This is a genomic window from Blastochloris tepida (assembly GCF_003966715.1).
GTDB lineage: Bacteria > Pseudomonadota > Alphaproteobacteria > Rhizobiales > Xanthobacteraceae > Blastochloris > Blastochloris tepida.
This window is the reverse complement of the sequence record NZ_AP018907.1, coordinates 2526456-2552881: the sequence shown is the minus strand read 5'-3', so window position 1 is coordinate 2552881 and position 26426 is coordinate 2526456. Positions and strand designations below refer to the sequence as shown.

Genomic DNA, 26426 nt, shown 5'->3' with positions numbered 1-26426 from the left:
TTGAACGGAAATATGCACCCGATGGGTTCGGGCAGCATCCGCATTCAAACGGCTGGACACGATTCAGCCATATTTCGTCCCGGCGCGAGTCTCGCGCCCGCACACGCGTCAGGCCGCCACTCCCCCTTCCCAAGATGAACAGCCATTCAGGAACGAGGCGAAATTCTTCCATTATTACAAAAGCTTAAATTGCCTCGCGGGGTCTGAACGGCGATGCTGCGCCCATCATCTTCGCAAGGAGGACAGCATGAAGATTTCCACGATGGTGCTCGGCGCGGCGCTGGCTGCCACGTTGGCCGGCGGTGTCGCGCAGGCCCAGCCGGCGCCGGGCCAGACCGGTTCGCCCCCGCCGGGGGCCAGCCGCTGGCAGCCCGATGCGGCCGACCGCGCCGCCATGCTCGATGCCCGTCTCGCCGCGCTCAAGGCCGGCCTCAAGCTCACGCCCGAGCAGGAGAAGCTGTGGCCGCCGGTGGAGAAGGCCATTCGCGACGAAGCGGCCAAGCGTCAGGCCCGGATGGAGGAGATGCGCAAGCTGCGCGCCGAGAGCAAGGGGCCGCTCGACGTGCTGGAGCGCCTGAAGCTGCGCGCCGACCGGATGTCGGAGTCGGCGGCCGATCTCAAGCAGCTCATCGAGGCGGTGACGCCGCTGCACGCCAAGCTCGACGACGCCCAGAAGCGCCGGCTCGGCGCGCTGCTGCGGTTCAGCGAGCGCCGGTTCGGCCCCTCGGGCCCCGACGGCAAGGGCCCGCCCCACGGCCCGATGATGCGCATGTGATGTGAGCGACAAGCTGGAGCGTCCGCCGATCTGTTTGGATCAAGCGGACGCTCCAAGTTTCTCGTTTGTCGCATTCTCTTTCGCGAAACCGGTTCCCGCTTTTGCGAAGAATGCTCTAATCGGCTCGGCCTCTTCTTCCCTCTCCCCTTGCGGGAGAGGGTGGCGAGGCCGAGCGACAGCGAGGTCGAGCCGGGTGAGGGGGCTCTTCGAGTTCGCTCAAATTCACCCCTCACCCGCCTCGCGATCGTTCGATCGCTCGGCACCCTCTCCCACAAGGGGAGAGGGTAAAAGCGCGGCTGCGGGCCAGCGGATGTTCCCAGGCCTGCCAGCCGGAAGCCGCGTCACGCGATGAACTTGCCGCGCGGCGTGTAGTGGGTGTGCAGCAGCTGGTGCGCCTCGTGCCCGCCCGGTCCGCCGAGCAGGAACTCGGTGTAGAGCTGCAGCACGGCGGCGTTCTCGTGCGACTTGCGCACCGGCGCGCCGCGGTCCTCGGCATAGATCGCCTTGGCGCGCGCCGCCCGGATCTCGGCATCGGTCGGGATCGGCTGGCCGCCGCCGCCGAGGCAGCCGCCCGGGCACGCCATGAACTCGATGAAGTGGCACTGGCTGAACGGCCCGCCGGCCTTGATGTCGTCGAGCACCTTGCGGGCATTGGCGGTGCCGTGGGCGACGCCGACCTTCAGCGTCGCGCCCTTCAGCCAGTTCCAGTCGGGCACGAGGTGCTTGAGAATGGCCGGCACCTCGCCCACCTCGCCGATGGTGAGCTCCGCCATGCGCGCGCCCTCGAAGCCGCGCAGCGGCACGATGTCGGCATGGTCGTAGAAGTTCTCCACCGTCTTGCCGGTGACCAGCTCGATCACGGTGCGGATCGCCGCCTCCATCACGCCGCCGGTGGCGCCGAAGATGACGCCCGAGCCGGTGGCCGAGCCGAACGGCGGATCGAAGTCCGACTTCGGCAGCTTGGGCAGGTCGATGCCCGCCTCCTTCACCATCTTGGCGAGCTCGCGGGTGGTCAGCGCGTAATCGACGTCCTTGAAGCCGCTGGAGACCATCTCCGGCCGGTTGCACTCGTACTTCTTGGCGGTGCAGGGCATCAGCGACACCACCGCGATGTCGGCGGGATCGATGCCCTTCTTCTCGGCGTAGTAGGTCTTGATCAGCGCGCCGAACATCTGCTGCGGGCTCTTGGCCGTCGACAGGTGCGCCAGCATGTCCGGGTTGAAGTGCTCGATGTATTTCACCCAGCCCGGCGAGCAGGAGGTGAACATCGGCAGCATGATGGCGGGATCCTTCTTCACCAGCGCCTTGTAGAGCCGCAGGATCAGCTCGGTGCCCTCCTCGATGATGGTGAGGTCGGCGGTGAAGTTGGTGTCGAACACCCCGTCGAAGCCGATGCGCCGCAGCGCCGAGTTCATCTCGAACGTCACCGGCGTGCCGGGCTCGAGCCCGAAGCATTCGCCCATCGCCGCGCGCGGCGCCGGCGCGGTCTGGATCACCACGTGCTTGGCGGGATCGTCGAGCAGCGCCCACACCTCGTCGGTCTGGTCGAGCTCGCTCAGCGCGCCGGTCGGGCAGCGATTGATGCACTGGCCGCAGCTGATGCAGATCACCGAGGCCAGCGCCTTGTCGGCGAAGGTGGAGATCTTGGATTCGGCGCCGCGCCCATCGAGGGTGAGGCAGCCGACCTCCTGCAGCTCGTTGCAGGTGCGCACGCAGCGCCGGCACAGCACGCACTTGTTCATGTCGCGCACGATGGTGCCGCTGGAGCGGTCGATCTCGTATTTCGCCTCCGTGGTGTGGCCGAACTTGAGGCCGTCGACGCCGTATTCCTTGGCCAGCGCCTGCAGCTCGCAATTGCCGTTGCGGGCGCAGGTGTAGCAATCGCCATAATGGTTGGCGAGCATCAGGTCGATGATGTGGCGCCGCGCCTTGCGCACCGCCTTGGTGGTGGTGTTGACCTTGATCGGCTGGGTGATCGGATAGGCGCACGACGCCTGCAGCGCGCGCGAGCCCTCGACCTCGACCACGCACACCCGGCACACGCCGGCCGGCGCGAGATCGGCGTGGTGGCACAGCGTCGGGATGCGGACGCCGGCCTTCTCGGCCGCGGCGAGGATGGTGGTGCCGCTCGGCACGGTGACCTCGATGCCGTCGATGGTGAGGCTCACCGGCGCGGCATTGGGATCGACGGCGGGATGACTGTGGGAATGGCTGCGCGGGGCGGACGCGGGGCTGGCGGCGGCCGGGCTGGCGGTGTGGCTTGCGGTGTCCATGGACTTGATCCTCCGGCGTCGCGTCAGTGCTGGCCCATCACGGGACGTGCGAGAATCTCGTCCCGGAAGTGGGTGTTGATGGCGATCAGGATGTTGGGGCTGAGCTGGCCGAGGCCGCATTTGGACGACACCTGGATGGTCTCGCACAGGCTGATCAGCTCGTTGAGATAGCGGCTCGAGCACTTGCCCTGGCGCAGCGCCCGGATGCCTTCGAGCAGCTTGACGTTGCCGTCGCGGCACGGCGTGCACTGGCCGCAGGATTCGTCGACGAAGAACTCGAAATAGTTCTCGGCGACGTCGAGCATGTCGCGGTCCTGGCCGTAGACGATCACCGAGCCGCCGATGCCGAGGTCCTCATAGGCGAGACGGCGGTCGAACTGCGAGGCGGGGATGAGCTGGCCGGAATAGCCGCCGACCTGCACCGCCTTGGCGTTGCCGCCGCCGACCGTCTCCAGCAGCTCTTCGACGGTGATGCCCCACGGCAGCTCGTAGACGCCGGGGCGCGTGCAGTCGCCCGACACGCTGAACAGCTTGAAGCCCTTCGAGCGCTCGGTGCCGATCGAGGCGAACCACGCCGCGCCGCGGGCCAGGATGCAGGAGATCGAGGACAGCGTCTCGACATTGTTGACCACCGTCGGCATGCCGTTGAGGCCGACATCGATCGGGTAGGGCGGGCGGTTGCGCGGATGGCCGCGCCGGCCTTCGAGCGATTCGATCAGCGCGGTCTCCTCGCCGCACACATAGGCGCCGGCGCCCATATGGATGCGGATGTCGAAATCGAAGCCGTCGCGGCCGAGGATGTTCTTGCCGAGCAGGCCGGTCTGGCGGCGTGCTGCCAGTGCGGCTTCGAGCTGCGTCTTGAGGAAGGTGTATTCGGCGCGCAGATAGATCACGCCTTCGCGCGCCCCCACCGCATAGGCGGCGATCGTCATGCCCTCGAACACCACATCGGCGAAGCGGCTGAGCAGGATGCGGTCCTTGAAGGTGCCGGGCTCGCCCTCGTCGGCATTGCAGACGATGTATTTGAGGTCGCCCTTGGCGGCGGCGGCGAGCCGCCATTTGGTGCCGGTCGGAAAGCCGGCGCCGCCGCGGCCGCGGATGCCGGAGGCGGCGACCTCGCTCACCACTTCGGCCGGGCTCATCGTCAGCGCCCGGCGCAGGCCGGCCTCGGCCTCGTGGCTGGCATAGGTGAGGGCGGAGGAGTAGGTCTCGCCGATCTTGCCGACGGTCGGCCGGTGCGAGCGGAAGCCCTGCAGGCAGTCCTCGATGATCAGATGGGCGCGCTGCGGCGTGAGGTTGGAGAACACCTCATTGTTGATCAGCATCGCCGGCGCCTGGTAGTTCATGCCGATGCAGCTCGTCCATTCGAGCGTGAACATGCCGTCGGGCGTGGTCTCGCCGAACTTGATGCCGAGATCGTTCTCGAGCTGGCGCGCGACGATCTTGGCCCCCTTCATCATCGACGACATGTCGCGGCTGAGCCGGATGATGAACTTGCCCTTCGGCGCGGTGTTGATGAACTGGTAGAAGGTGGCGACCGAATAGACATCGGCGGCGTGCAGGCCGAGTACGTCGGCGATGTGCTGCAGGGCGAACTGCGACACCTCGCCATAATCGCGCTGCACGGTCTGCAGGATGGGAATCAGGGCCGAACGTTTGCGGGCGTGCGCATCGGCGAGCTGGGAAATCTGCGCCTTCTGCTTGTCCTGTTCCGTCAGCAACATGGCATGTCTCCACCGCCGGAGGGCACCGGCGCTACGGGGTCGTTTCGTCCAGACCGGCGGGGGAGAACGGTCCGTTGGCGTTGGGGTCGTCTGGTCGGCCTGGAGCATCCGCCGGCCGGGCGGAACCCGGCGGGCGCTTCAGGCGGAAGCTTGAAGGGGAAGCTCGAAGTGGAAATTCCAGTTGGAAGCTCCAGTTGGAAGCTCCAAGCGGACGGTCCAATTGGAAGGTCCAAATCTCCGAGGTGCGGCAGTCGGTTCGAGGTGCGGCAGTCTGTTTCGTAAAACCGGGTTCCACTCTTGCGGTGTCGGCTTTTGCAGTGTCGGCTCCAGTCGGCGTGCGGACGATCGGCGGTCGCGCCAAGGCGGGGCGAGGGAAACCCGACGGCGCCGTGTGCGGATCGCGACAGATCCGACACGGCGTGTCCGGCGGCCGGGCCCTTGCCCGCCGGCAAAGGCCGCGTCCGTCTCCGGCGGGGTCCGGGCGGCGTCGAGGTCTTCGGCGCGTCCCCGATCGGCGCTTCGTCGATCGGTGGTTGGCCGATCGACGTTTGGCCGATCGGCGTTTGCTCGGAAGCAAGTTCCGTTCCGGATACGGAAGCTCGGTTCCGGCGGGGCAGGGTGCGGACAGGCAAGGTTCCGAACGGCAGGTTCCGGAGGCGTCGGGTCCGGGCGCCAAAGTCCGCCACCCGGTCTCCGATCGCCGTCCGGTCGAAACGCGCCGCAACGCTCCCGTACGCCGCCGCAACGGCTGCGAACGGCGCCGCAACGGCCCGAAACACCGCCGCAACGGCGTCGTCCGGTGCCGCTGGCACGCCCGGCGGCAAGGTCTCGCCCGGCAGGCCAAGGTCTCGCCCGGCAGCAGAGCTTCGCCGGCCGGGGCCTTCGGCGGTGCGGCAGACGCCGCCGCCCGGCCCCGATCGGACCGGCCAAGCAAAGCCAAAGCCCGCGGCGCGACCGGCGGGCCGGGCTGGCATCAGCCCAGGCGCCATCGCTGCCGCGGCGCACGCCGCCGGCCCAAGGTCTTGTATTGTCGCGTCATTTCCCCCTCTCGCTCGCTATGCTGGCCCGGGGGAGAGGTCAGCCTTTGCCGATGACGAGCAATCCGTTGCGGAAGCGATTACATTTTTGCGGGTGCGAAAAGTCAACGAAAATATGCCGTCCGCCGCAGGTAACGCGCATGATTTCATTTCCGCGCCGATGACCTTGCGCCAGATCTCGCGAGGCCGCCCGTGTATCTGCGAGTTGGTGTCAGAATGAGTGTCAAGACGAGGCTGTGGCCGATTCCTGCACGGGCGGGTGCGCCAAGAGAGCGGCGGGAGATGTCGATTGGTTGGCAGTCGGTCTGGGCGATCTTGGAATAGAATATGTCGACAAATTTAATAGTTTTCAGAATAGGGTGTGCATCCGTCATCGGATGTAATGTCATGCTTGACAACAAAATGCTGAGATCTGTTGGATTTATTTTGCAACATCAAGAGCTGTGTGAAGGATCGCGGTCCGGGCCGGCGGCCAGCCTTCACCGCATTGGCATGGGGGTTCGGAAGTGTCAGTCATCCTACGTCTGCCTGTCGTCGCGCTACCGATCCGCCAACAGCGCCCTGTCGAAAGATGGCCGTGGCCCCGCAGCTGGCAGTCATAGACAGCGCAATGACGGTGGGCGACGTGCCTTCGGGCCGTTTCGCTCGGAGGTCAACTGACGACACGGCCTGAGCATCTGTCGCTCCTGCCGCGGATGCTGTACGGTGCTCGCCAGCCGGCCGGCTCTTCAGTCCGGCCATGGCGTCAGGTCCAGGACCGACCGGGCAGCGACCACCGCCGAACGTGAGCGGGTGCGACAGGGGAGTGGGGGCGGATGCAACCCGGCCTCGTGCCGCCCGCTCGGCTTAACGTATTGGCGAGCCGGTGCTGCTAGAGCTTGTGCGAGACGCCTGCCATTGCCCCGGTGACGCCGGGAGAGAGGCCGGGACCGGCAGGGCCCGGCGCTGCGCCGAGAAAACAAGCGAGGAATCAATGTCCTGGATGACACGTATCCGCTCGAAGGCGGTGGCCTGGGCGCTCGCCCCGGCCTTGGCGGGCGCGGTGGCGGCGAGCACGCCGGCCGGCGCCTGCACCAGCTTCGTGATCCCCACCACCGATGGCGGCGTGATCTATGGGCGGACCATGGAGATGGGCTTCCTGCTGAAGTCCGCAGCCATCGTCGTGCCGCGCAACTTCGCCTTCACGGCCACCGGCCCCGACGGCAAGCCGGGCGCCATGACCTGGACCAGCAAATACGCCGCCGTCGGCCTCAACGCCTTCGGCATGCCGGTGCTGGTCGACGGGCTCAATGAGAAGGGGCTGGCTGGCGGCGCCCTGTATTTCCCCGATTATGTCGGCTACGCCGACCCGGCCAAGGCCAACCCCAAGCACTCGCTGGCGCAATGGGATTTCCTCACCTGGGCGCTGACCAGCTTCGCCTCCGTCGCCGAGGTGAAGGCGGCGCTGGCGGGCATGTCGGTGATCGGGGTCAAGACCCCCGACATGGGCGTTACGCCGCCGCTCCATTACACGTTACATGACGCCTCGGGCGCGGCGGTGGTGATCGAGCCGGTGGACGGGGTGCTCAAGGTCCACGACAATCCGTTCGGGGTGATGACCAATTCGCCGACGTTCGATTGGCACCTCAGCAATCTGCGCAACTATGTGAAGATCTCGCCCACCAACGCTCCGCCGCTGCAGGTCGGCGGGCAGACGGTCGCGCCGCTCGGCCAGGGCTCCGGCCTGCTCGGCATTCCCGGCGACCCGACGCCGCCTTCGCGCTTCATCCGCGCGCTGGGCTACGCGATGTCGGTGCAGCCCAAGGCCGGCGGCATGGAGAGCGTGCGGCTGGCCGAGCACATCCTGAACAATTTCGACATCCCGCAGGGCTGGGTGCGGCCCGGCCAGGGGGATGCGACCGCGATGGAGTTCACCCAATGGTCGGTGATCGCCGACCTCGCCAGCCTGCGCTACTACGTCAAGACCTATGACGATCAGGTGCTGCGCGCCATCGACCTGCCGAGCTTCGATCCCCTCGCCAAGAAGATCCAGTCGGCGCCGCTGACCCCGGCACTCGGCGCGCCCGAACTGGTGTTCTCGAAGAAGCCCTGAGACGGGTTCCGGCCGATCTGGCCGGAGTCTCAATGTCCGGTCACCGGAAGATCATTTTCGTGCCGGGAATTCTTCGGCAAGACCGTTTTCGGCCTCTCGAAGCGATTCGCTGGAAACCGGACCGGAACCAACGGCCCGCCGTCGCGGTCGTTCAGGGATGCGGGCCAGCGGCGTGACGCGCCGCGCGGCCGGGATTTTCCCGGCGACGTGCCGGTGCGGGTGCGCGGCGCGTCACGGACTTGGCGACGGTACGTCGCGAGACCGGCGGCGCAGCTAGAGCGTGATCCGATCTGACTGCATCAGATCGGACGCTCTAAGTTCCTGGTTTGTCGCTTTTTCTTTCGCAAAACCGGTATCCACTTTTGCGGAAAATGCTCTAACGGATCGAGGTGCCGCTCGACCGGACGATGGGTTGGGAGAGGGATAGTGGACGCTTTGACGTTTCTTCTCGAGCGGCGTTCCTGCGCCAAGCTCGAAGCGCCGGGGCCGATGGGTGACGAGCTTGGCGCCATCCTGCGCGCGGGCATGCAGGTGCCGGATTTCCAATGTCTGCGCCCGTGGGAGTTCATCGTCGCGACCGGCGATGGGCGCGACCGGCTGGGCGAGATGCTGCAGCAGGCGGCGGTGGCGGGCGGCGAGCCGGACGAAGTGATCGAACGCGCGCTGCGCATGCCGCTGCGTGCGCCGGTCGTGATCGTCGTGGTGTCGCGCTTCAAGCCGCACCCGGTGGTCCACAAGCTCGAGCAGCAACTCAGCGCCGGCTGCGCGGTGATGGCGATGCAGATGGCGGCGCTCGCCCTGGGGTTCAGCGGCATCTGGCGTTCCGGCTGGCCGATGTTCAACCGCCACCTGCACACGGCGCTGGGCCTCGGCGACGAGGATCAGATCGTCGGTTTCCTCTATCTCGGCACCGCGGCGGCACCGCCGTCGCCGGCGCGCGAGATCAATGTCGCCGATCATATCCGCGAGCTGTGAGTGGCAGTGCGCTTGCGGCCGCCGCCCCGCCACCGCCGAGCCAAACCATCAACGGGGACGCGACGCCTCGACCGATCGCTGGTCAGCTTTCCGCGCATCCCAGTACCCGTCTGGTGGCTCCAGGACGTGGAGTCATGTGGATGAAATCCAACCCCTGGTACCTGTTTGGTGCCAGGGGTTGAAAAAAAGTTCATCCACAAACTCAATATCTTGTGGGCCGACTTGTCCTGACATTTGCGGATGCGAATGTCAGGGTCGGACCACTGGGGCACGGCTGTGCAGTCCGGCAAGGTCTCGGCAAGGCTCAGAATGAAAGTCGCCGGATATCGCGGCGTACGATCGCGTGCCGGATCGCATCCCGACGCCGGGGTCAAGCCTTTGATCGATCGCAGTTTTTCGTAAGGTGGAGGAGAAATGGGATGGTGCCCAGGGGCGGAATCGAACCACCGACACCGTGATTTTCAGTCACGTGCTCTACCAACTGAGCTACCTGGGCCCGCGGCGCCGGCAGGCCGGTCACCGCGAAGTGGGCGGGTTATACGGGCAGGTTTTCGCGCTGTCCAGATGCTGTGCGGCGGAAGATGTGCATCGTGTGACAGACGCCGGGGAGGGGCGAGCCGGCCCGTGCCGCCGCATTCTCCGCCACCGGCGGATCCGCCCGGCGTTCCCGTCCGGCAGCGGCGGCCTATATGATGGGCCATGACCGCCGCCACCCACCTTGCCGCCGATCCGTCCCCGGCCGCTGCCGGGGCGCAGCCCGCCCGCACCATCGTGCTCGACATCTCCGGCATGACCTGCGCCGCCTGCTCGGCGCGGGTGGAGCGGGTGCTGGCCCGCCTGCCCGGCGTCGCCGCCGTCAGCGTCAACCTGCCGCTGGAGCGCGCTGATGTCCGCGTGGGGCCGGGCGGGCCGGACGAGAGAGCGCTGGCCGAGGCGGTCGAGCGGGCCGGCTTTTCCGCCACCCCCCGCCTGCGCGATGCTCACGCCCGCAAGCTGGCCGAGGCCGAGCGCGAGGCCCGCCGCCTCGCCGACGAGCGCCAGACGCTGCTCGCCCTCATCGTCTCGGTCGTGCTGACGCTGCCGCTGGTGGCGCCGATGGTGCTGGCGCCGTTCGGCTTCGATCTGCACCTCGGCTCCTGGACGCAGCTTCTCCTGGCGACACCGGTGCAGGTGCTGGTCGGTGCCCGGTTCTATCGCGGCGCCGCCAAGGCGCTCGGCGCCGGCTCGGCAAACATGGATGTGCTGGTGGCGCTCGGCACCTCCGCCGCCTACGCCTTCAGCCTGTGGATGATCGCGCTGCATGGCGAGCATGCCACCGGCCACCTCTATTTCGAGGGGGCGGCGGCGGTCATCACCTTCGTGATGCTCGGCAAATGGCTGGAGACCCGCGCCCGGCGCGGCACCACCGAGGCGGTGCGCACGCTGATGACGCTGCGGCCCGAGCGGGCGCTGGTGCTGCGCGACGGCGTCGAGCACGAGGTCGGCATTGAGGCGGTGGCGGGCGGTGATCTGGTGGTGGTGCGCCCCGGCGCCCGCATGCCGGTCGACGGCATCGTCGAGGAGGGCACGAGCGAGGCCGACGAATCGCTGATCACCGGCGAAAGCCTGCCGGTGGCCAAGCGGCCGGGCGACCGCGTCGCCTCCGGCGCGCTCAACGGGGCAGGGCGCCTCCTGGTGCGGGCGGTGGCGGTCGGCGAGGACACCACGCTCGCCCGCATCACCCGCCTGGTCGAGGTGGCCCAGACCGGCAAGGCGCCGGTGCAGCTTCTGGTCGATCGCGTCGCCGCCGTGTTCGTGCCGGCGGTGGTGGCGATCGCGCTCGCCGCCATGGTCGGCTGGCTCGCCGGCGGCGCCGGCTTCGAGGAGGCGCTGATGACAGCCGTCTCGGTGCTGGTCATCGCCTGCCCGTGCGCGCTGGGGCTGGCGACGCCGGCCGCGCTGGTCGCCGGCACCGGCGCCGCGGCGAAGGCTGGCATCCTGGTCAAGGACATCGAGGCGCTGGAACGGGCGGCTGCCATCGACACCGTGGTGTTCGACAAGACCGGCACGCTCACCGAAGGCCGCCCGGCGCTGACCGACATGTTCGCCGCCGATGGCGACGAGGCCGGGCTGCTGGCCGTCGCCGCCGCATTGCAGGCGGGAAGCGAGCACCCGCTGGGCCGCGCGGTGGTCGAGGCGGCGCGGGCGCGCGGCCTCGCGCTCCAGCCGGCCAACGGTGTTGCCGCCGCCATCGGCCGCGGCCTGGTGGGGGAGGTTGCGGGGCAGGGGGTCGCGATCGGCAATCGCGAGCTGATGGCCGAGCGCGGCGTCGATCCGGCCCCCGTCGCCGCTGCGCTGGCGCGGATCGAAGGCGAGGCCCGCACCGCCGCCATCGTTGCGATCGATGGGACAGCGCGCGGCGTGCTCGGCTTTGCCGATCCGCTGCGCCCCGGCGCCGTCGAGGCGGTGGCGGCGCTCAAGGCGCGCGGCCTCACTGTGCGCATGCTGACCGGCGACAATCCGGCGGTCGCCGCAGCGATCGCCCGCGCGGCCGGGCTCGACGGCTATGACGCCGAGGTGAAGCCCGAGGGCAAGGCGGCGGCGCTGGCGGCGCTGGAGCGGGAGGGCCGCCGCGTCGCCATGGTCGGCGACGGCATCAATGACGCGCCGGCCTTGGCTGCCGCCTCGCTCGGCATCGCCATGGGCACCGGCACCGACGCGGCGATTGCCGCGGCCGGCGTCACCTTGATGCGGCCCGATCCGCGCCTCGTGCCGGCGGCGCTCGACATCGCCCGGCGCACGGTGGCCAAGATCCGCCAGAACCTGTTCTGGGCGTTCATCTACAATGTCAGCGGCCTGCCGTTGGCGGCGCTGGGCTTCCTCACCCCGGCGCTGGCGGGGGCGGCGATGGCGATGTCCTCGGTGTCGGTGGTCTCCAACTCGCTGCTGCTCAAGCGCTGGAAAAGCGGGCTGTGAGGGATGGGTGGCGCCACCGGTCGTTCCCGGCCGAGCCGCGTCAGCGGCGAGGGGAAGGGAACCCAGGAAACCGCAACCCGAGAGACCCCGATGCCCAGATGCGGAGTAGACAGGCGAAAGCGCATTCTGTCGTTCCTTCGGGCGTGCCGTGGGTCATGGGTCCCCTTCCCTCGCGGCGCAAGGCGCCGCTCGCCGGGGACGACGGGGCGAGGGTCACGCGCCTTCGCCGCTTGGCCGGAACGAGGGCGCCCCGCCGGCGGGCTCGACAAGCGTAGTGTTATAGTATAACAGTATCCCCGACTTGCCCGGACCGTTCATGAGTGTGCATCGCCACCATCACGCGCATCGCCGTGCCGTCTCCGTCGCCCCCTCGCTGCTGCGGCTGTCGCTGGCAGCGCGTCTCGGTGTGGCCGGGGTGCTGGTGGCGGCGATCTGGCTCGCGGTCGCCGGGGTCCTGATCGGGTGAGCGGGGACGCAGCATGCCGGCCTTGACCTTTCGCACCCTCACGCTCGGCTATGAGCGCCACCCGGCCGTCCACCACCTCGATGGCACGGTGGCCGAGGGCGAGCTGCTGGCGGTGGTCGGCCCCAATGGCGCCGGCAAGTCGACCCTGCTCAAGGGCATTGCCGGTGCGCTGCGGCCGCTCGACGGCCGCATCGAGCGCTTCGGTGTGAAGGCGCGCGAGATCGCCTATCTGCCGCAGATCGCCGAGATCGACCGTTCGTTCCCGATCACCGTCTACGACATGGTGGCGATGGGGCTGTGGCGCCGCGCCGGCCTGTTCGGTGCCATCACCGGCAGCGATCGCGCACGCATCGAGGCCGCCATATCGGCGGTGGGGCTGGCGGGCTTCGAGAACCGCACCATCGGCACGCTGTCGGGCGGGCAGATGCAGCGCACGCTGTTCGCGCGCCTGCTGCTGCAGGATGCGCGCCTCATCCTGCTCGATGAGCCGTTCACCGCCATCGACACCCGGACGGCGGCCGACCTGCTGGCGCTGATCAAGCGCTGGCACGGCGAGCGCCGCACCATCCTCACCGTGCTGCACGATCTGGAGATCGTGCGGGCGCACTTTCCCACCACGCTGCTGCTCGCCCGCGAGCCGGTCGCCTGGGGGCCGACGCCGCAGGTGCTGACGCCGGACAATCTGCTGCGCGCCCGCCACATCACCGAGGCGTGGGACGACGAGGCCGGCGTCTGCGAGCGCGCGGCGTGAGCGGATTCTCTTTCTTCCCTCTCCCCTTGTGGGAGAGGGTGGCGAGGATGAGCGGAGCGAGATCCGAGCCGGGTGAGGGGTGTTTCCCACGGCCTGATGAAGCCCTCACCCGCCCTCACTTCGTTCGGGCACCCTCTCCCGCAAGGGGAGAGGGAAAGAAAGCAGCCATGCTGCGCGACAATTTTTGCGATCCCGGCAGATGCTCCACGACCTTCTGATCGCGCCGTTCCAGGATTTCGAGTTCATGCGCCGCGCGCTGGTCGGCACGCTGGCCTTGGCGCTTGGCGCCGCCCCGGTCGGCGTTTTCCTGATGCTGCGGCGGATGAGCCTCACCGGCGATGCCATGTCGCACGCCATCCTGCCCGGTGCGGCGGTGGGCTTTCTGGTGGCGGGGCTCGATCTGTTCGCGATGACGCTGGGCGGCCTCATCGCCGGCGTGGTGGTGGCGGTTCTCGCCGGCCTCGTCGCGCGCGGCACCGAGCTGAAGGAGGATGCCGCGCTGGCGGCGTTCTATCTGGTGTCGCTGGCGCTTGGCGTGGTGATCGTGTCGCTGCGCGGCTCGAATGTCGATCTGTTCCACATCCTGTTCGGCAGCGTGCTGGCGCTCGATGATGCCGCCATGCTGCTGCTCGCGTCGGTCGCCTCGCTGTCGCTCGTCACGCTGGCAGTGATCTGGCGGCCATTGGTGATGGAGTGCGTCGATCCCAATTTCCTGCGCTCGGTGTCGGGCGCGGGCGGGCCCGTCCATCTCGTCTTCCTGGCGCTGGTGGTGATGAATCTGGTCGGCGCCTTCCACGCGCTCGGCACGCTTCTGGCGGTCGGGCTGATGATGCTGCCGGCGGCGGCGGCACGGTTCTGGGCGCGCGACATCACCGCGCTTGCCGCCATCGCCATTCTGGTGGGCATGGTCTCGGGCTATGCCGGACTTCTCGTCTCCTACAACACCGAGCTGCCCTCCGGCCCCTCGATCATCCTGGTCGCGGGCGGCATCTGCCTCGTCTCGATCCTGGTCGGCCCGGTCGGCGGCATTCTCCGCCGGCTCATCCCGGCCCGGCACCTCGAAGCCTGACCCCCGAAGAGACTCCGATGCAGGAGAATTCGATGCTCGACCGACGCTCCATCCTTCTCGCCTCCGCCGCCCTGCTGCTGGCGGCTGCGCCCGCCACCGCCGAGGACAGCGCCGATCAGCCCGCCGCCCCGGCGAAGATCAAGGCCGTCGCCAGCTTCTCGATCCTCGGCGATTTCGTGAAGACGGTCGGCGGCGACCGGCTCGACGTGACGACCCTGGTCGGCCCCAATGGCGATGCCCACGTCTACGCGCCCTCGCCCGCCGACGCCCGGACGCTGGCCGGCGCGGATCTGGTCTTCGTCAACGGCCTCGGCTTCGAGGGCTGGATCGACCGGCTGGTGAAGGCGTCCGGCACCAAGGCGGCGCTGGTGGTCGCCACCAATGGCGTGAGCCCGCTCAAGTCCGAGGACGGCGATCACGACCATGATCACGATCACGACCGTGCCGGCCATCACCATGGCGCGTTCGATCCGCACGCTTGGCAGTCGGTCGGCAATGCGAAGATCTACGTCGCCAATATCCGCGACGCGCTCATCAAGGCCGATCCGGCCGGCCGGGACGCCTACGAGGCCAACGCCAAGGCCTATCTCGACAGGCTCGATGCGCTGGAGGCCGAGGTGAAGGCGGCGATCGCCCGCATCCCGGCCAACCGGCGGCGCATCATCACCTCGCACGATGCCTTCCAGTATTTCGAGAAAGCGTATGGCATCGCGTTCGTGGCGCCGACCGGCGTCTCGACCGACAGCGAGGCCTCGGCCAAGGCGGTGTCGAGGATCATCGCCCAGATCAAGAAGCAGAAGATCCCGGCGGTGTTCCTGGAGAACGTCAGCGACCCGCGCCTCGTCAAGCGCATCGCCGACGAGACCGGCGCGAAGATCGGCGGCACGCTCTATTCCGACGCCCTGACCGCAACCGACGGCCCGGCGCCCACTTACATCGACATGATGCGACACAATATGGAAGCTCTGACCGGCGCGCTGGCCACGAGCTGAGCAACCCTGCTGGCGCGAGGTTGCGCTTGACGGCCGGCGTCTGTCGCGCTCTTCCCTCTTGATGAGAGGGGAGGGCGCAAATGCCTGCCTCGTCCCCGATTTGCCCCCGATTTTCTGGAAGCCCCGATGTCCGACAAGGTTCCCGTCACCGTCCTCACCGGCTATCTCGGCGCCGGCAAGACCACGCTGCTCAACCGCATCCTCTCCGAGCCGCACGGCCAGAAGTTCGCGGTCATCGTCAATGAGTTTGGCGAGATCGGCATCGACAACGACCTCGTGGTGGGCGCCGACGAGGAAGTGTTCGAGATGAACAATGGCTGCGTCTGCTGCACGGTGCGCGGCGACCTGATCCGCGTCATCGACGGCCTGCTGCGCCGCAAGGGCAAGTTCGACGCCATCCTGATCGAAACCACCGGCCTCGCCGATCCCGCCCCGGTGGCCCAGACCTTCTTCGTCGATGACATCGTCTCGGCCAAGACGCGGCTCGACGCGGTGGTTACGGTGGCCGACGCCAAATGGCTGTCGGAGCGGCTGAAGGATGCGCCGGAGGCCAAGAACCAGATCGCCTTCGCCGACGTCGTGCTGCTCAACAAGACCGACCTCGTCACCCTGGACGAGCTTGCCGAGGTGGAGGCGCGCATCCGCGGCCTCAACCCCTACGCCACGCTCCACCGCACCCAGCGCTGCGCCGTTCCGCTCGACCGGGTGCTCGGCCGCGGCGCCTTCGACCTCGACCGCATTCTGTCGCTGGAACCGGGTTTCCTGGAAGCCGAAGAGGAGCACGCCTGCGACCACGAGCACGGCGAGGGGTGTGGCTGCGACCATGACCACGCGCATGACGAGGGTTGCGGCTGCAAACATGGCCAAGGCCATGACCATGCGCATGAACATGGCCATGACGAAGGCTGCGGCTGCAAGCACGGCCACGAGCATGCGCATGACCATGACCACGATCACGCCCATAATCACGAGCACGGCGAGGATTGCGGCTGTGGCTGCAGCGAGCGCGACGAGGCCGGCCGCATCATCCACCGCCACGGCGGGCTGAAGCACATTCACGACGAGGAGATCGACTCGGTCGCGCTCGAACTCGAGGCGCCGCTCGATCCCGAGAAGTTCTTTCCCTGGATCCAGAATCTGGTGGCGGTGGATGGCCCCAGCATCCTGCGCTCGAAGGGCATCCTGTCGTTCAAGGACGATCCCGACCGATTCGTGTTCCAGGGCGTGCACATGATCCTCGACGGCACCCACCAGCGGCCGTGGAACGACGGCGAGCGGCGGACGAGCCGCCTCGTGTTCATCGGCAGGAAGCTCGACCGCGCCAAGATCGAGTCCGGCTTCTCCGCCTGCGTCGCCGCATGAGCATGACGGCCAATCCTGGTACCCCGCCGACCCCTTCGGTGGCCGACCGCGTTCGCATCCTCACACCCGGCGATACGGTCACCGCCTGCGGCTTTCTCGGCGAGACGCCGGTGCTGGTGCTCGCCGAGGGCGGGATCCTGTTCGCCGGCACCGACGAGCGCCGGGTGGCCGCGCATCCCGGCGGCGTGATCCTGTGCGCCGCCTGCGACGGCAGCCGCCTCCTCACCGGCGGCGACGACGGCCGGGTGGTCGAAACCACGGTTGAGGGCACAGCGCACGAGGTGTTCTCCGGCAAGGCCTGGATCGACACCGTGGCGCTCGGCCCGGCCGGCGCGCGGGCGTGGTCGGCGGGCAAGACCGTTCATGCCGATACCGGCAAAATCGAGCCCGGCAAGGGGGCCCCGAAGACCTTCGCCGCGCCCTCGACGCCCGGCGGCCTCGCCTTCGCGCCCAAGGGGGTGCGGCTGGCGGTGGCGCATTATGGCGGGGTGTCGCTGTGGTTCCCCAACGCCGCGGCCAAGCCCGAGCTTCTCGAATGGAAGGGCTCGCACCTGCCGGTGACCTGGAGCCCGGACGGGCGCTTCGTCGTCACCGCCATGCACGAGCCCCAGCTTCACGGCTGGCGGGTGGCCGATGGCGCCAACATGCGCATGTCCGGCTATCCCGGCCGGGTGCGCTCGATGAGCTGGACCGCCACCGGCAACGGCCTCGCCACCGGTGGCGCGACGGCGCTGATCATCTGGCCGTTTGCGGCCAAGGACGGGCCGATGGGCAAGCAGCCGGCGATGTTCGCGCCGGGCGCGACCCGCATCGCGGTGGTGGCCTGCCACCCCACCACCGAGATCGCCGCCATCGGCTTCGAAGATGGGCTGATCCTGCTCGTCCGCCTGTCGGACGGCGCCGAGATCCTGGTCCGCCCGCCCGGCGGCGGGCCGGTGAGCGCGCTGGCCTGGGCCGAGAAGGGATCGACCCTCCTCTACGGCACCGAGGACGGCGCAGCGGGCATCTTGACGCTGTAGCCGCGGGCGGAGGAACATTCCGCCCGGCTTCTCGTCATGCTGGTCGAGTATCAGGAGGCCGCCATGCTCAACCGCCTGTTCGCCTTCGCTGCCGGCGCGCTCTGCGCCATCGCGCTGGCGCAGTTTCCCGAGTTCGCCCAGCAGTACAGCCAGCGCCTCGGCGGCCGGCTGGACGAGTTGCGCGGCTTCGTCGAGCGCTTCGATGCCGACGCCGCCCGCGCCGGGCTGACCCGCGAGCAGGGGCTCGCCGAATTCGCCAAGCCGGGCTCCACCTTCCTGCGAGACCGTGGCGCCGACGCCGCCTTCATGATCCGCCGCTTCGAGGCGTTCGACGCCACCAAGACCGCGCTGGACACGGCGGCGCCGTTGGAGCGGCTGGCGGTGTTCGTGCGCACCTATGACCGCGAGGTCGGGCGCGCTGCCTTCGCCGATTTCCGCCCGGCCGTGCCGGCGACCATTGAGGGCGCGGTGCATGCCGGCGCCGGATTCGTCATCGGCGTGGCGCTGGCCTCGCTGATCTTCGGGGTCGGGCGCCGCCGTGTCGGCGGCTGGCTTGGCGGTGGGCTTGGCGGCCGCTCCCGGCCGCCCGCGCAGACCGGGGCGTGAGCCTCAGGCTCCGGAAGATGCGGTTTCCGGCCTGCAGGGCCGAGATGCCGCGTTCCGATCGCCGCGACCGCAGAACAGGCGGACCCCGGCCGGACTCCGTGCGGCGCTGCCCGCTTCTCCAGCGAATTTGATTCGCGATACCGTCAGCTTGATCAACCTGAAACTGTAAATTGCCCCGCGCCGCCCTCCAGGGTGGCGTGGAGCCGTCGGGGCGGCAGCAGGGAGCGGCAGCATGGCTGTTGCGGTTCGGCAACAGCAGTTTGTAAAGTTCAAAACAAGGCGTTTTTTGCTCATTTATTAGGCAAGTGCCCGCTGTTTATCCTTCCTCTGCGTGCAGTGGATTTGTCACAAATGGCGCGACGCTTCGTGGGGGCTGGGGCCTCGCCGCGGAGGAAGCAGGGGATGAGTACCATGATGAAGACCTTCACGACGCTGACGGCCGCTGCCGCCGTCCTGCTGGCCGCCAACTCGGCGAATGCTGCCGACCTGCAGGCCAAGACCAAGACCGTCGAGGTGCCGCCGCCGCCGTCGATGTTTGATATTGCCTTCGGTGCGGCGCTGAGCTCGAACTATCTCTTCCGCGGCATTTCCCAGTCGGACAACCAGCCGTCGGTGTCGGCCTATTTCGAGCCGCGCCTCAACTTTACGCCGAACTTCCAGGCCTACCTCGGCATCGCCGGCGCCAGCATCGACTTCCCGAACCGCGCCGCGGCCGAGATCGACCTCTATGGCGGTATCCGCCCGACCTTCGGCAAGCTCGCCCTCGACATCGGTGGCATCTACTACTGGTATCCGGGCGGCGAGTGCTACAACTACAACTTCGATGGCGTTGCCTACTCCCAGGTTCCGGGCTGCACGCTTGAATTCAACAAGTACGGCGTTGCCACGCTCGCCAAGGAAGATGCGAGCTTCTTCGAAGTCTACGGCAAGGCCAACCTTGCTCTGACCGATGCCTTCAGCATCGGCGCCAATATCTACTACACGGACTCGTACGTGAACACGGGCGCCGAAGGCATCTACTATTCGGGTGTCGCCAAGTACGTCTTCCCGTCGTTCGCGAACGGCGTCGGCGTCTACGTGTCCGGCGAGGTCGGCTACCAGGATCTCGGCACCACCGACGACTTCTACGGCTATGTGTCGCTGCCGTCCTACACCACCTGGAACGCCGGCATCGGCTTCACCTACAAGGTGTTCACGCTCGACCTGCGCTACTCGGACACCGACCTGAGCAAGACCGACTGCTACCTGATCACCGGCGACTTCGGCGCCAACGACCTTGGTCAGTCCAAGTGGTGCGGTGCCACCTTCCTGGCCAAGCTGTCGGTCGATCTCACGCTCGACAGCCTGAAGTGAGCTTAAGATCAGCTCAAGGCACTGCCTTGACGTGACGTTTGCGGCGCGCCGGTCTCCGGCGCGCCGCTTGCGTTTGGGGCGTTTGGCCGCGCCCCTCTCACGGCAACGTCGGTTGACGCCGTCTCAAGATACCACCCAAACTGCCAGTCAGTCGCAAGTCAGGGCGGCGGCAAAGGGGGGAGGGATATCGAGGGAGAGAGCGATGACCATGCACGTGAACGCGACGGACGGACCGGTCCAGAACGCCAGACCGCTGGCAAGGGCGCTGCCGTCCATCCGCCGGCTGACCCGCGCCGACATCAAGGCGGTGATCGCCGCCGGCATCGACGATTTCAAGGCCGCGCCGCAGTTCGGCCTGTTCTTCGGAGGCATTTATGCCGCCGCCGGGCTGGCCATCGTGGCGTTCGAGTATTTCATGGACTGGACCTTCCTGGTCTTCCCGATGACCGCCGGCTTCGTGCTGATCGGCCCGTTCGTCGCGGTGGGCCTCTATGAGGTCAGCCGCCGCCGCGAGCGCGGCCTGCCGCTGACCTGGAGCGCCATTCTCGGCGCCATCCACGGCCAGTCGGGGCGTGAGATCGCGATGCTCGGCGTCGTGCAGGTGTTCGCGCTGATCATCTGGGTCAAGCTTGCCACCTATATCTATGCCATCGCCTTCGGCCTCCACCCGGTGGCCCCGCGCGAGCTGCTGGACGTCATCCTCACCACCCCGACCGGGCTTGGCTTCTTCGTGTTCGGCAACGTCGTCGGCGCCATGCTCGCCGCCGTGGTGTTTTCGATCAGCGTGGTGTCGTTCCCCTATCTGCTCGACCGCGACGTCGATTTCGCCACCGCCATGGCGGTGTCGGTACGCGCGGTGCTGGCCAATCCGGGACCGATGTTCGCCTTTGCCCTGATCGTGGCGAGCGCCCTGGTCAGTGCGGCGGCCGCGCTGTTCCTGCTGCTGCCGGTGGCGCTGCCGGTGCTGGGGCACGCCACCTGGCACCTCTACCGGCGGGTGATCGTTTCCGGATGATCCCGGAGGCCGGCCGGTAACCGTAGACGTAACGTCGCCGAACCCCTCGCAAACCGCGCCCGCGCTTCCTATCTGACGCGCGGGCCGGCCGACCGGCTGCATGGAAAGGGGAATTCGTCGCTATGTCGCCCGAGGAAAAGACCGTCATCGCCGGGATTTTCGACCGTCTTGCGCAGGCCGAAGGCCAGCAGCGCGATGCCGAGGCGGAACGTTTCATCGCCGAGCGCATCCGCACCCAGCCTTATGCGCCCTATGTCATGGCGCAGGCGATCTACGTCCAGGAACAGGCGCTGACCAATCTGAGCCAGGAGGTCGAGCAGCTCCGCGCCCAGGTCGAAGAGTTGTCGCGGCGGCCGCAGCCGGCGCCGCAGGGTTCGGGCGGCTTCCTGTCGGGCCTGTTCGGCGGCGGCGCGCCCCAGCCCCAGCCGCAATACCAATCCTATCAGTCCCAGCCCGGCCGGCCGGCCGCGCCCATGCAGCCGGACGTGGGCGGTGCGTCGTCCGGTCCGTGGGGCGGCCGGTCACAGCCGGCGCCCGCCGCCGGCCCGTGGGGCCAGCAGGCCGCGCCCGGCCAGCGTGCCGGCGGTTTCGGCGGCGGCGGCTTTCTGGCCGGGGCGATGTCGACAGCGCTCGGCGTTGCCGGCGGCATGATGATCGCCAACGCGCTGTCCAGCGCCTTCTCCGGCGGCGATGAAGCCTCGAAGCTGGCCGGCGGACTCGGCCTGGGCGAGTCCGGCAAGGAATCCGCGAACGCCACCCCGGCCGACGCCGGCAGCGACGCCTCCGGCGGCGACAAGGGCTGGCAGGACGCCTCCGCCGACGAGGACGACATCGGCTTCGACGATGGCGGGTTCGACGACGGCGACTTCGCGTAAGAATGCCCAGCGGCCCGGAATGCGAAGATTTCGGGCTGGCTGATTCCGCCTCTCCGTCGTCATCGCCGAGCTTGTCCCGGCGATCTCGATTCGAACGGTCCGGCGGCAGGGATGGACAAGAGACCGGCAGGCGGGGCGGCCGCGGTGCCGTCATCGCCGGGCCAAGCCGGCGATGACGGGGGAAGCGCCCCGCCGCGGCGCCGTTCGAGCGCCGGGACCGTGGTACCCGTTCCAAGACCGCAGGCGGAGAAACCTTATGGTTTGCGGTTGATTAACGGCCCGTGGCACTCTTGCAACAGTGCCGGGAAATGCGGCACTTGCCCCCCGTCGAAGCCCCTCGAATCATTGATCGTGAAACCTTGTCGCGTCATGGTGACAACGCGACGGAGGGGGGAACCCCGCCTCGCCCCGGAACAAGGGTGCCGGAAGCTGCAAGGCCGAAAGCACCTGGAAGGACTGGGCAAGGGGTTTGGGGAACTTCCCCGGGTGACAACACCTGACGGCAAGAACCCGCTCCATCAGAACGAGAGAGAAAACGGAGGTTATCTATGTCTATCGTGAAGAGCCTTCTCCTCGGCTCCGCGGCGGGTCTCGTGGCGGTTGCCAGCGCTCAGGCTGCCGACCTGCCGGCCAAGGCCAAGGCCGTTGACTACGTCAAGGTTTGCGACGCCTACGGCGCCGGCTTCTACTACATCCCGGGCGCCGACATCTGCCTGAAGGTCGGCGGCTATCTGCGCGTCGACTACTACAGCAACTACGCGGACGGCGCGACCGCCCCGATCTGGCTGAGCGGCAGCAGCAGCCACAACAACATCCGTCAGGGCGGCAACGCGTCCTACGATCGCGAAGACGACCTCTTCAGCATCCGCGCCCGCGCTGCGGTCGACCTCGACGCCCGCACCCGCACCGAGTACGGCACCCTGCGCTCGTATGGCCGCTTCTACGTGACCAACGACGCCACCGGGAACGGCTCGAACCCGAACGGCAGCGCTGGTGTTCTCGGCGCCTCGATGGACCGCGCGTTCATCCAGTTCGCTGGCTTCACCTTCGGCTACGTGCAGTCGTTCTTCGACTACTCGACCGGCCTCGGCACCTTCGCCACCGCCAATGTCGGCTCGAACAAGATCAACAACCTGTTCGCCTACACCGCCTCGCTCGGCAACGGCCTGTCGGCGACGATCTCGGTTGAAGACTCCTTCAACCGTCGCAACCAGATCCAGGCGTCGGCCGGTACTGTGACGACCTGGGTGGACCCGGTGTTCGATCAGTTCTCGTACACCGACGGCTTCCAGGCTCAGGGCGGCATGGCCATGCCGGAGATCGTCGCGAATCTCCGCATCGACCAGTCCTGGGGTTCCGCCCAGCTGTCGGGTGCGATCCATCAGCTTCGTGCTGACACCGATTGGTCTGCGATCCAGCCGGACGGCTTCAGCGCGAACGACACCGACTATGGCTTCGCCATCGGCGCTGGCGTGACCTTCAACCTCGACATGCTGGCCAAGGGCGACCAGTTCATGTTGCAGGGCAGCTACGCCGACGGTGCGATCGAATACACCGGCGTGTCGGGCAAGAACCAGAACTCGGGTGTTTCCGGCCTCGGCATCATTCGCGGCACCCAGGGCGCCATCGTCGACCTGGCCGACGCGTTCATCGATCCGGTCACCGGTTCGCTCTCGACGGTCGAGGCCTGGACCATCCGCGCCGACTTCCGTCACTTCTGGACCCCGACCCTCCGTTCGACCCTGTTCGGCGGCTACACGTCGGTTGATGTGCCCTACATCGACGGCATCACTGCCGGCACGATCGGTACGAACGCGGCTAACCAGACCGTCCGTGACTTCAACCTGTGGCAGATTGGCTTCAACACCACCTGGTCGCCGGTGAAGAACCTCGATATCGGTCTCGAAATGCTCTACACGAAGATCGACACCGGCGGTTACAAGAACTACGTCGCGGCTGACTTCGCGGGCGATCAGGCGGCGGCTGACTATGCCAACTCCTACACCCACGACGACGACATCTTCTCGGGCATGGTCCGCGTTCAGCGGAACTTCTGATCCGACGAAGACTCGGCCTTGAAGGAAACCCCGGCGGGCAACCGCCGGGGTTTTCGTATGTGGCCTTGGCGGGGCGATGAACTCAAGGCGTTGGGCGCCGCCACCCGTCGTCCCCGGCGAGCATGGCGAAGCCATGCGAGGGAAGGGGACCCATGGGCTTCTCCACGTCAGTCACATTTGCGCCAGCGAGGCCCCGGCTTGCGTCCAAAGCGGAAACCGCGCGTCCGGCCCATGGTTCGTAGGTTCCCTTCCCTCGCGCACCTTCGGTGCGCTCGCCGGGAACGACCAGCGGACACGGAATCCAATCGCTTGCCGCTGACGCGGCTCGGCGGAAAGGACGCCAATGCGGGGTCTGGCAGAATCCCGCGAAGCCATTGCAGCAGCCACACCGTTCGCTAAACGATGATCAATTTTCTGGTCATTCCCGGGGACGACATGGTCACGGTCAGTTTGGCCCAGGCCAAGGCCCACTTGAGCGAGTTGCTGGATCAAGTCGAAGGTGGAGAAAGCATCGTCATCACCCGCCACGGCAAACCGGTTGCCTGTCTGACAGCGGTCGCGGCGCCGAAACGCCCGATTCGGTCTCTTGGCAAGTTTGGTCTCTTGGCGAGTTTCGCGCCAGGATGCCGAGATGGCGGCAGCCAAGCGCGGTTCTGCTGCGCGAGGCCAGGGACGACGGGCTGTGCGCGGTTTCCCGATGATTAGCCTGGAACAAGCGCTGGCCGGGAGCCGCACATCCTTCCCTCTCCCACCCGGGCCGCGCTTGCGCGCGCCCGGGTGGGAGAGGGAAAAGGGCGGGCCTCATCGCCCGGCAGACGCGGTACTGTTCGGAAACCGCTTAAGAGCCGCTCACCGCCCCGTGCGCAGGTCGGCCTCGATGTGCAGCGCCTGCCGGCCGGAGAACCGCACGCGGTAGATCTGCAGGTTCTCCAGCACCCGCTGCACATAGTTGCGGGTCTCGAAGAACGGGATCCTCTCCACCCAGTCGACCGGATCGACCTTGGGGTCGCGCGGGTCGCCGAAGCGGGCCACCCAGTCGCGCACCCGGCCGCGCCCGGCATTGTAGCCGGCGAACGCCAGGATCATGTTGTTGTCGTAGTCGCGGATCAGGTCGCCGATCTCCAGCGCCCCCATCTGCATGTTGTAGACCGGGTCGGACAACAGCCGCTTGGCGTCGAACGGCAGGCCGAACTTCCTGGCCACGTAGCGCCCGGCCTCGGGCGTTACCTGCATGTAGCCCAGCGCGTTGGCGCTCGACACCGTGGCCGGGTTGAAGGCGCTTTCCTGGCGGGCGATGGCATAGACCACCGGCAGGTCGGCCGCCGGCTCCCGGGCCGGGAAGGACGGCAGGCCCACGGCGGGGAACGCCGCCGCCTCGAACGGCAGGCCGCGGTTCAGCGCATCGCGCCCGACCAGCAGCATCGCGCGGGCGTCCTTGCGCTGGCTGACGAATTCGGCGAGCGCCGCGAGCTGGTCGGGGTCGCGCATGCGTTCCCCTAGCTCGGCATACATCGGCACCGTCAGGTCGGAGCGGCCGATATCGTGCAGGATCTGCAGCGCCCGTCCGGTGTCGGAATTCAGGAACGCCGCCCGCCCCTGGGCGGAGGGCCGCGGCAGGCCCGGCACCGGCAGGTCGGTCCGGCCGAGCTTGGCGCGCGACAATTGCCCGTAATAGGCCGACACCACGCGCGCGCCCTTTTCATAGGCGGCGCGGGCCTCGCCGCGGTCGCCCATCGCCTCGGCGGCGCGGCCGAGCCAGTAGTGGCCGCGCGCTTCGCTGGTCGGGTTGTCGGTGAGCTGCAGGATGCGCGCGAAATGGCGGCGGGCGGTGGCCGGGTCGTTGAGGAAGCGCAGCGCCACCCAACCGGCGAGGAATTCGCGCTCGACCTTGTAGTTCTCCTTTTCCGGCATCGCCGCGCCGGCGGCCATGCGGTAGGCGGTGCGGGGATCGTTTTCCTCGATGAGGTGGCGCACCAGCAGGCGCCGCTCGATCCACCACTGGTCGGTATCGACCAGCGCCTTGGGGTCGCTCGGCGCCTTGAACACCCACTCGGCCGCGAGCTTGATCTTGTCCTCGCGGCGGTGGAACTGCGAGCGGGCATAGATGTAGCTGGGCTCGCTGCGGGCCGAGGCCGGCACGGCGTCGAGCAGCTTGGGTAGCGCCTTGTCCTTCTTGATGGCGGCGATGCGGGCCTTGGCCACCGCCACCATGTCGGAGCCGACCCGGGCGGCGTTGCGCAGCGCGTCCGCCCCGTCCTCGGCATAGAGGAACATGTCGGTGCGGGCCTTGTGGTCGGCGCGGCCGAGCATCGGGCCGAACACGCGCAGAATGTCGTCCTCGCCGTCCTTGGAGAACGGCTCCTCGCGCCAGGCCTCGCGCACCAGCGCCTGGGCGGCGGCTTGGTTGCCGGTCTCCAGATTGGCGCGGGCCAGCGCCAGCTTGCCCTTGCCGCTGGTCGGCCGGCTCTGGCCGAAATAGGCCAGGATGGTGCGGGCGGAGGCCTTGTCCTCCCACAGCTTGCCTTCCGCGCGCTTGCGGATCAGGCCGACGCTCGGCCAGCCCGGGTTCTCGCGGGCGAAGGCGGCGAATCGCTCGAAGCCGACGCCGCTGGTGTCGCGGCGCAGCCGCATCCACTCGATGGTCTTGCGCGCCGCCGGATCGCGCAAGGTCGCGGCGATCTGGTCGGCCTCCGCGCCGCGGCCGCGCTCGATCAGCTGGATCGCCTGGGCGACCGCATTGGCTTCGCTGCTGGCGGCGGCGGGCAGGGGGGACAGGACGGCAGCAATAAGGGCGAGGGTCGCGGCTGTGCGCATGGCGTGCTCCGGATCGAGCCACCTTCCGGCGATCTCGTTGACGAATCGTTGACCAAACGGCGGCACGGCCTGGCCGGGGCGGACCCTGTCGGCCGCATGCGGCGAAACGAGGGCGTCGAAAATCCTTCCGCCCGCGGCGGATCGCCTCTATGAAGGTTGGTTACCGTAGTGCCGCGGCGGGGACCGGCATTGGCGGCGACGAACGACCCGAGGATC

At 68.0% G+C, this 26426-nt stretch carries 19 protein-coding genes and 1 tRNA gene; 16 read left to right on the top strand and 4 right to left on the bottom strand.

The window, feature by feature from the left end:
• Nucleotides 1–247: 247 nt before the first annotated feature.
• Entirely contained in the window at nt 248–775 is a 528-nt protein-coding gene (locus tag BLTE_RS11625) for a Spy/CpxP family protein refolding chaperone (protein ID WP_126400780.1), read from the top strand.
• Nucleotides 776–1116: 341 nt separating this feature from the next.
• Here BLTE_RS11625 and BLTE_RS11620 read toward each other — a convergent pair whose 3' ends face one another.
• Together BLTE_RS11620 and BLTE_RS11615 are read right to left on the bottom strand one after the other, a co-directional pair.
• Nucleotides 1117–3048: an NADH-dependent [FeFe] hydrogenase, group A6 gene (locus BLTE_RS11620; protein WP_126400778.1), complete on the bottom strand. Its 1932-nt coding sequence runs from the start codon at nt 3046–3048 to the stop codon at nt 1117–1119.
• Nucleotides 3049–3071: 23 nt separating this feature from the next.
• Nucleotides 3072–4772: an NAD(P)H-dependent oxidoreductase subunit E gene (locus tag BLTE_RS11615; RefSeq protein ID WP_126400775.1), complete on the bottom strand. Its 1701-nt coding sequence runs from the start codon at nt 4770–4772 to the stop codon at nt 3072–3074.
• 2010 nt (nt 4773–6782) lie between these two features.
• Between BLTE_RS11615 and BLTE_RS11610 the strand changes: the two genes are divergently transcribed.
• Nucleotides 6783–7901: a choloylglycine hydrolase family protein gene (locus tag BLTE_RS11610; protein WP_126400772.1), complete on the top strand. Its 1119-nt coding sequence runs from the start codon at nt 6783–6785 to the stop codon at nt 7899–7901.
• A 426-nt stretch (nt 7902–8327) separates the two neighbouring features.
• Nucleotides 8328–8876 carry an NAD(P)H nitroreductase gene (locus BLTE_RS11605; protein WP_126400770.1) on the top strand — a complete coding sequence of 183 codons (549 nt, stop codon included), beginning with the start codon at nt 8328–8330 and terminating at the stop codon, nt 8874–8876.
• Between the two features lie 420 nt (nt 8877–9296).
• On the opposite strand, the gene BLTE_RS11600 is transcribed toward BLTE_RS11605, so the two are convergent.
• A tRNA-Phe gene (locus tag BLTE_RS11600) sits at nt 9297–9372 on the bottom strand.
• Nucleotides 9373–9575: 203 nt separating this feature from the next.
• On the opposite strand from BLTE_RS11600, the gene BLTE_RS11595 reads away from it, so the two are divergent.
• The 13 genes from BLTE_RS11595 to BLTE_RS18790 all read left to right on the top strand — a co-directional run bounded on the left by BLTE_RS11595 (nt 9576) and on the right by BLTE_RS18790 (nt 24101).
• Entirely contained in the window at nt 9576–11831 is a 2256-nt protein-coding gene (locus tag BLTE_RS11595; protein ID WP_126400766.1) for a heavy metal translocating P-type ATPase, read from the top strand.
• A 316-nt stretch (nt 11832–12147) separates the two neighbouring features.
• The gene (locus tag BLTE_RS18135; RefSeq protein WP_160140596.1) at nt 12148–12297 is read left to right on the top strand and encodes a hypothetical protein; all 150 of its coding nucleotides are present in this window, start codon (nt 12148–12150) and stop codon (nt 12295–12297) included.
• Nucleotides 12298–12310: 13 nt separating this feature from the next.
• Nucleotides 12311–13048, top strand: a complete 738-nt coding sequence (aztA, locus tag BLTE_RS11590) for a zinc ABC transporter ATP-binding protein AztA (RefSeq protein ID WP_126400764.1) — start codon at nt 12311–12313, stop codon at nt 13046–13048.
• Nucleotides 13049–13247: 199 nt separating this feature from the next.
• Nucleotides 13248–14117, top strand: a complete 870-nt coding sequence (locus BLTE_RS11585; RefSeq protein WP_126400761.1) for a metal ABC transporter permease — start codon at nt 13248–13250, stop codon at nt 14115–14117.
• 32 nt (nt 14118–14149) lie between these two features.
• The gene (locus BLTE_RS11580; protein WP_126400758.1) at nt 14150–15109 is read left to right on the top strand and encodes a metal ABC transporter substrate-binding protein; all 960 of its coding nucleotides are present in this window, start codon (nt 14150–14152) and stop codon (nt 15107–15109) included.
• A gap of 126 nt (nt 15110–15235) precedes the next feature.
• Nucleotides 15236–16471, top strand: coding sequence for a CobW family GTP-binding protein (locus BLTE_RS11575; protein ID WP_126400755.1), 1236 nt, complete (start codon nt 15236–15238; stop codon nt 16469–16471).
• Nucleotides 16468–17490, top strand: coding sequence for a WD40 repeat domain-containing protein (locus BLTE_RS11570; RefSeq protein ID WP_126400752.1), 1023 nt, complete (start codon nt 16468–16470; stop codon nt 17488–17490). The genes BLTE_RS11575 and BLTE_RS11570 overlap by 4 nt, the downstream gene beginning before the upstream one ends.
• A gap of 36 nt (nt 17491–17526) precedes the next feature.
• Nucleotides 17527–18096, top strand: coding sequence for a DUF2937 family protein (locus BLTE_RS11565; RefSeq protein WP_126400749.1), 570 nt, complete (start codon nt 17527–17529; stop codon nt 18094–18096).
• 402 nt (nt 18097–18498) lie between these two features.
• Entirely contained in the window at nt 18499–19449 is a 951-nt protein-coding gene (locus BLTE_RS11560) for a TorF family putative porin (RefSeq protein WP_342211490.1), read from the top strand.
• A gap of 202 nt (nt 19450–19651) precedes the next feature.
• Nucleotides 19652–20464 (top strand): DUF2189 domain-containing protein, encoded by an 813-nt coding sequence (locus BLTE_RS11555; protein ID WP_244599967.1) that lies wholly within the window; start codon nt 19652–19654, stop codon nt 20462–20464.
• A 122-nt stretch (nt 20465–20586) separates the two neighbouring features.
• Nucleotides 20587–21339: a DUF2076 domain-containing protein gene (locus tag BLTE_RS11550; protein WP_126400746.1), complete on the top strand. Its 753-nt coding sequence runs from the start codon at nt 20587–20589 to the stop codon at nt 21337–21339.
• Nucleotides 21340–21887: 548 nt separating this feature from the next.
• Entirely contained in the window at nt 21888–23396 is a 1509-nt protein-coding gene (locus BLTE_RS11545) for a porin (RefSeq protein ID WP_126400743.1), read from the top strand.
• Nucleotides 23397–23798: 402 nt separating this feature from the next.
• Nucleotides 23799–24101 (top strand): type II toxin-antitoxin system Phd/YefM family antitoxin, encoded by a 303-nt coding sequence (locus BLTE_RS18790; protein WP_425290273.1) that lies wholly within the window; start codon nt 23799–23801, stop codon nt 24099–24101.
• A gap of 144 nt (nt 24102–24245) precedes the next feature.
• Here BLTE_RS18790 and BLTE_RS11535 read toward each other — a convergent pair whose 3' ends face one another.
• A complete protein-coding gene (locus BLTE_RS11535) occupies nt 24246–26210 on the bottom strand; it encodes a lytic transglycosylase domain-containing protein (RefSeq protein WP_126400740.1) in 1965 nt (654 codons plus the stop codon).
• Between the last annotated feature and the right edge of the window lie 216 nt (nt 26211–26426).

Coding starts and splice junctions, on each gene's coding strand:
- BLTE_RS11585 (WP_126400761.1), top strand. CDS start 13,248: ATGCTCCACGACCTTCTGATCGCGCCGTTCCAGGATTTCGAGTTCATG.
- BLTE_RS18135 (WP_160140596.1), top strand. CDS start 12,148: ATGAGTGTGCATCGCCACCATCACGCGCATCGCCGTGCCGTCTCCGTC.
- BLTE_RS11570 (WP_126400752.1), top strand. CDS start 16,468: ATGAGCATGACGGCCAATCCTGGTACCCCGCCGACCCCTTCGGTGGCC.
- aztA (WP_126400764.1), top strand. CDS start 12,311: ATGCCGGCCTTGACCTTTCGCACCCTCACGCTCGGCTATGAGCGCCAC.
- BLTE_RS11555 (WP_244599967.1), top strand. CDS start 19,652: ATGACCATGCACGTGAACGCGACGGACGGACCGGTCCAGAACGCCAGA.
- BLTE_RS11615 (WP_126400775.1), bottom strand. CDS start 4,772: ATGTTGCTGACGGAACAGGACAAGCAGAAGGCGCAGATTTCCCAGCTC.
- BLTE_RS11580 (WP_126400758.1), top strand. CDS start 14,150: ATGCTCGACCGACGCTCCATCCTTCTCGCCTCCGCCGCCCTGCTGCTG.
- BLTE_RS11625 (WP_126400780.1), top strand. CDS start 248: ATGAAGATTTCCACGATGGTGCTCGGCGCGGCGCTGGCTGCCACGTTG.
- BLTE_RS11610 (WP_126400772.1), top strand. CDS start 6,783: ATGTCCTGGATGACACGTATCCGCTCGAAGGCGGTGGCCTGGGCGCTC.
- BLTE_RS11565 (WP_126400749.1), top strand. CDS start 17,527: ATGCTGGTCGAGTATCAGGAGGCCGCCATGCTCAACCGCCTGTTCGCC.
- BLTE_RS11620 (WP_126400778.1), bottom strand. CDS start 3,048: ATGGACACCGCAAGCCACACCGCCAGCCCGGCCGCCGCCAGCCCCGCG.
- BLTE_RS11575 (WP_126400755.1), top strand. CDS start 15,236: ATGTCCGACAAGGTTCCCGTCACCGTCCTCACCGGCTATCTCGGCGCC.
- BLTE_RS11550 (WP_126400746.1), top strand. CDS start 20,587: ATGTCGCCCGAGGAAAAGACCGTCATCGCCGGGATTTTCGACCGTCTT.
- BLTE_RS11545 (WP_126400743.1), top strand. CDS start 21,888: ATGTCTATCGTGAAGAGCCTTCTCCTCGGCTCCGCGGCGGGTCTCGTG.
- BLTE_RS11535 (WP_126400740.1), bottom strand. CDS start 26,210: ATGCGCACAGCCGCGACCCTCGCCCTTATTGCTGCCGTCCTGTCCCCC.
- BLTE_RS18790 (WP_425290273.1), top strand. CDS start 23,799: ATGATCAATTTTCTGGTCATTCCCGGGGACGACATGGTCACGGTCAGT.
- BLTE_RS11595 (WP_126400766.1), top strand. CDS start 9,576: ATGACCGCCGCCACCCACCTTGCCGCCGATCCGTCCCCGGCCGCTGCC.
- BLTE_RS11560 (WP_342211490.1), top strand. CDS start 18,499: ATGAGTACCATGATGAAGACCTTCACGACGCTGACGGCCGCTGCCGCC.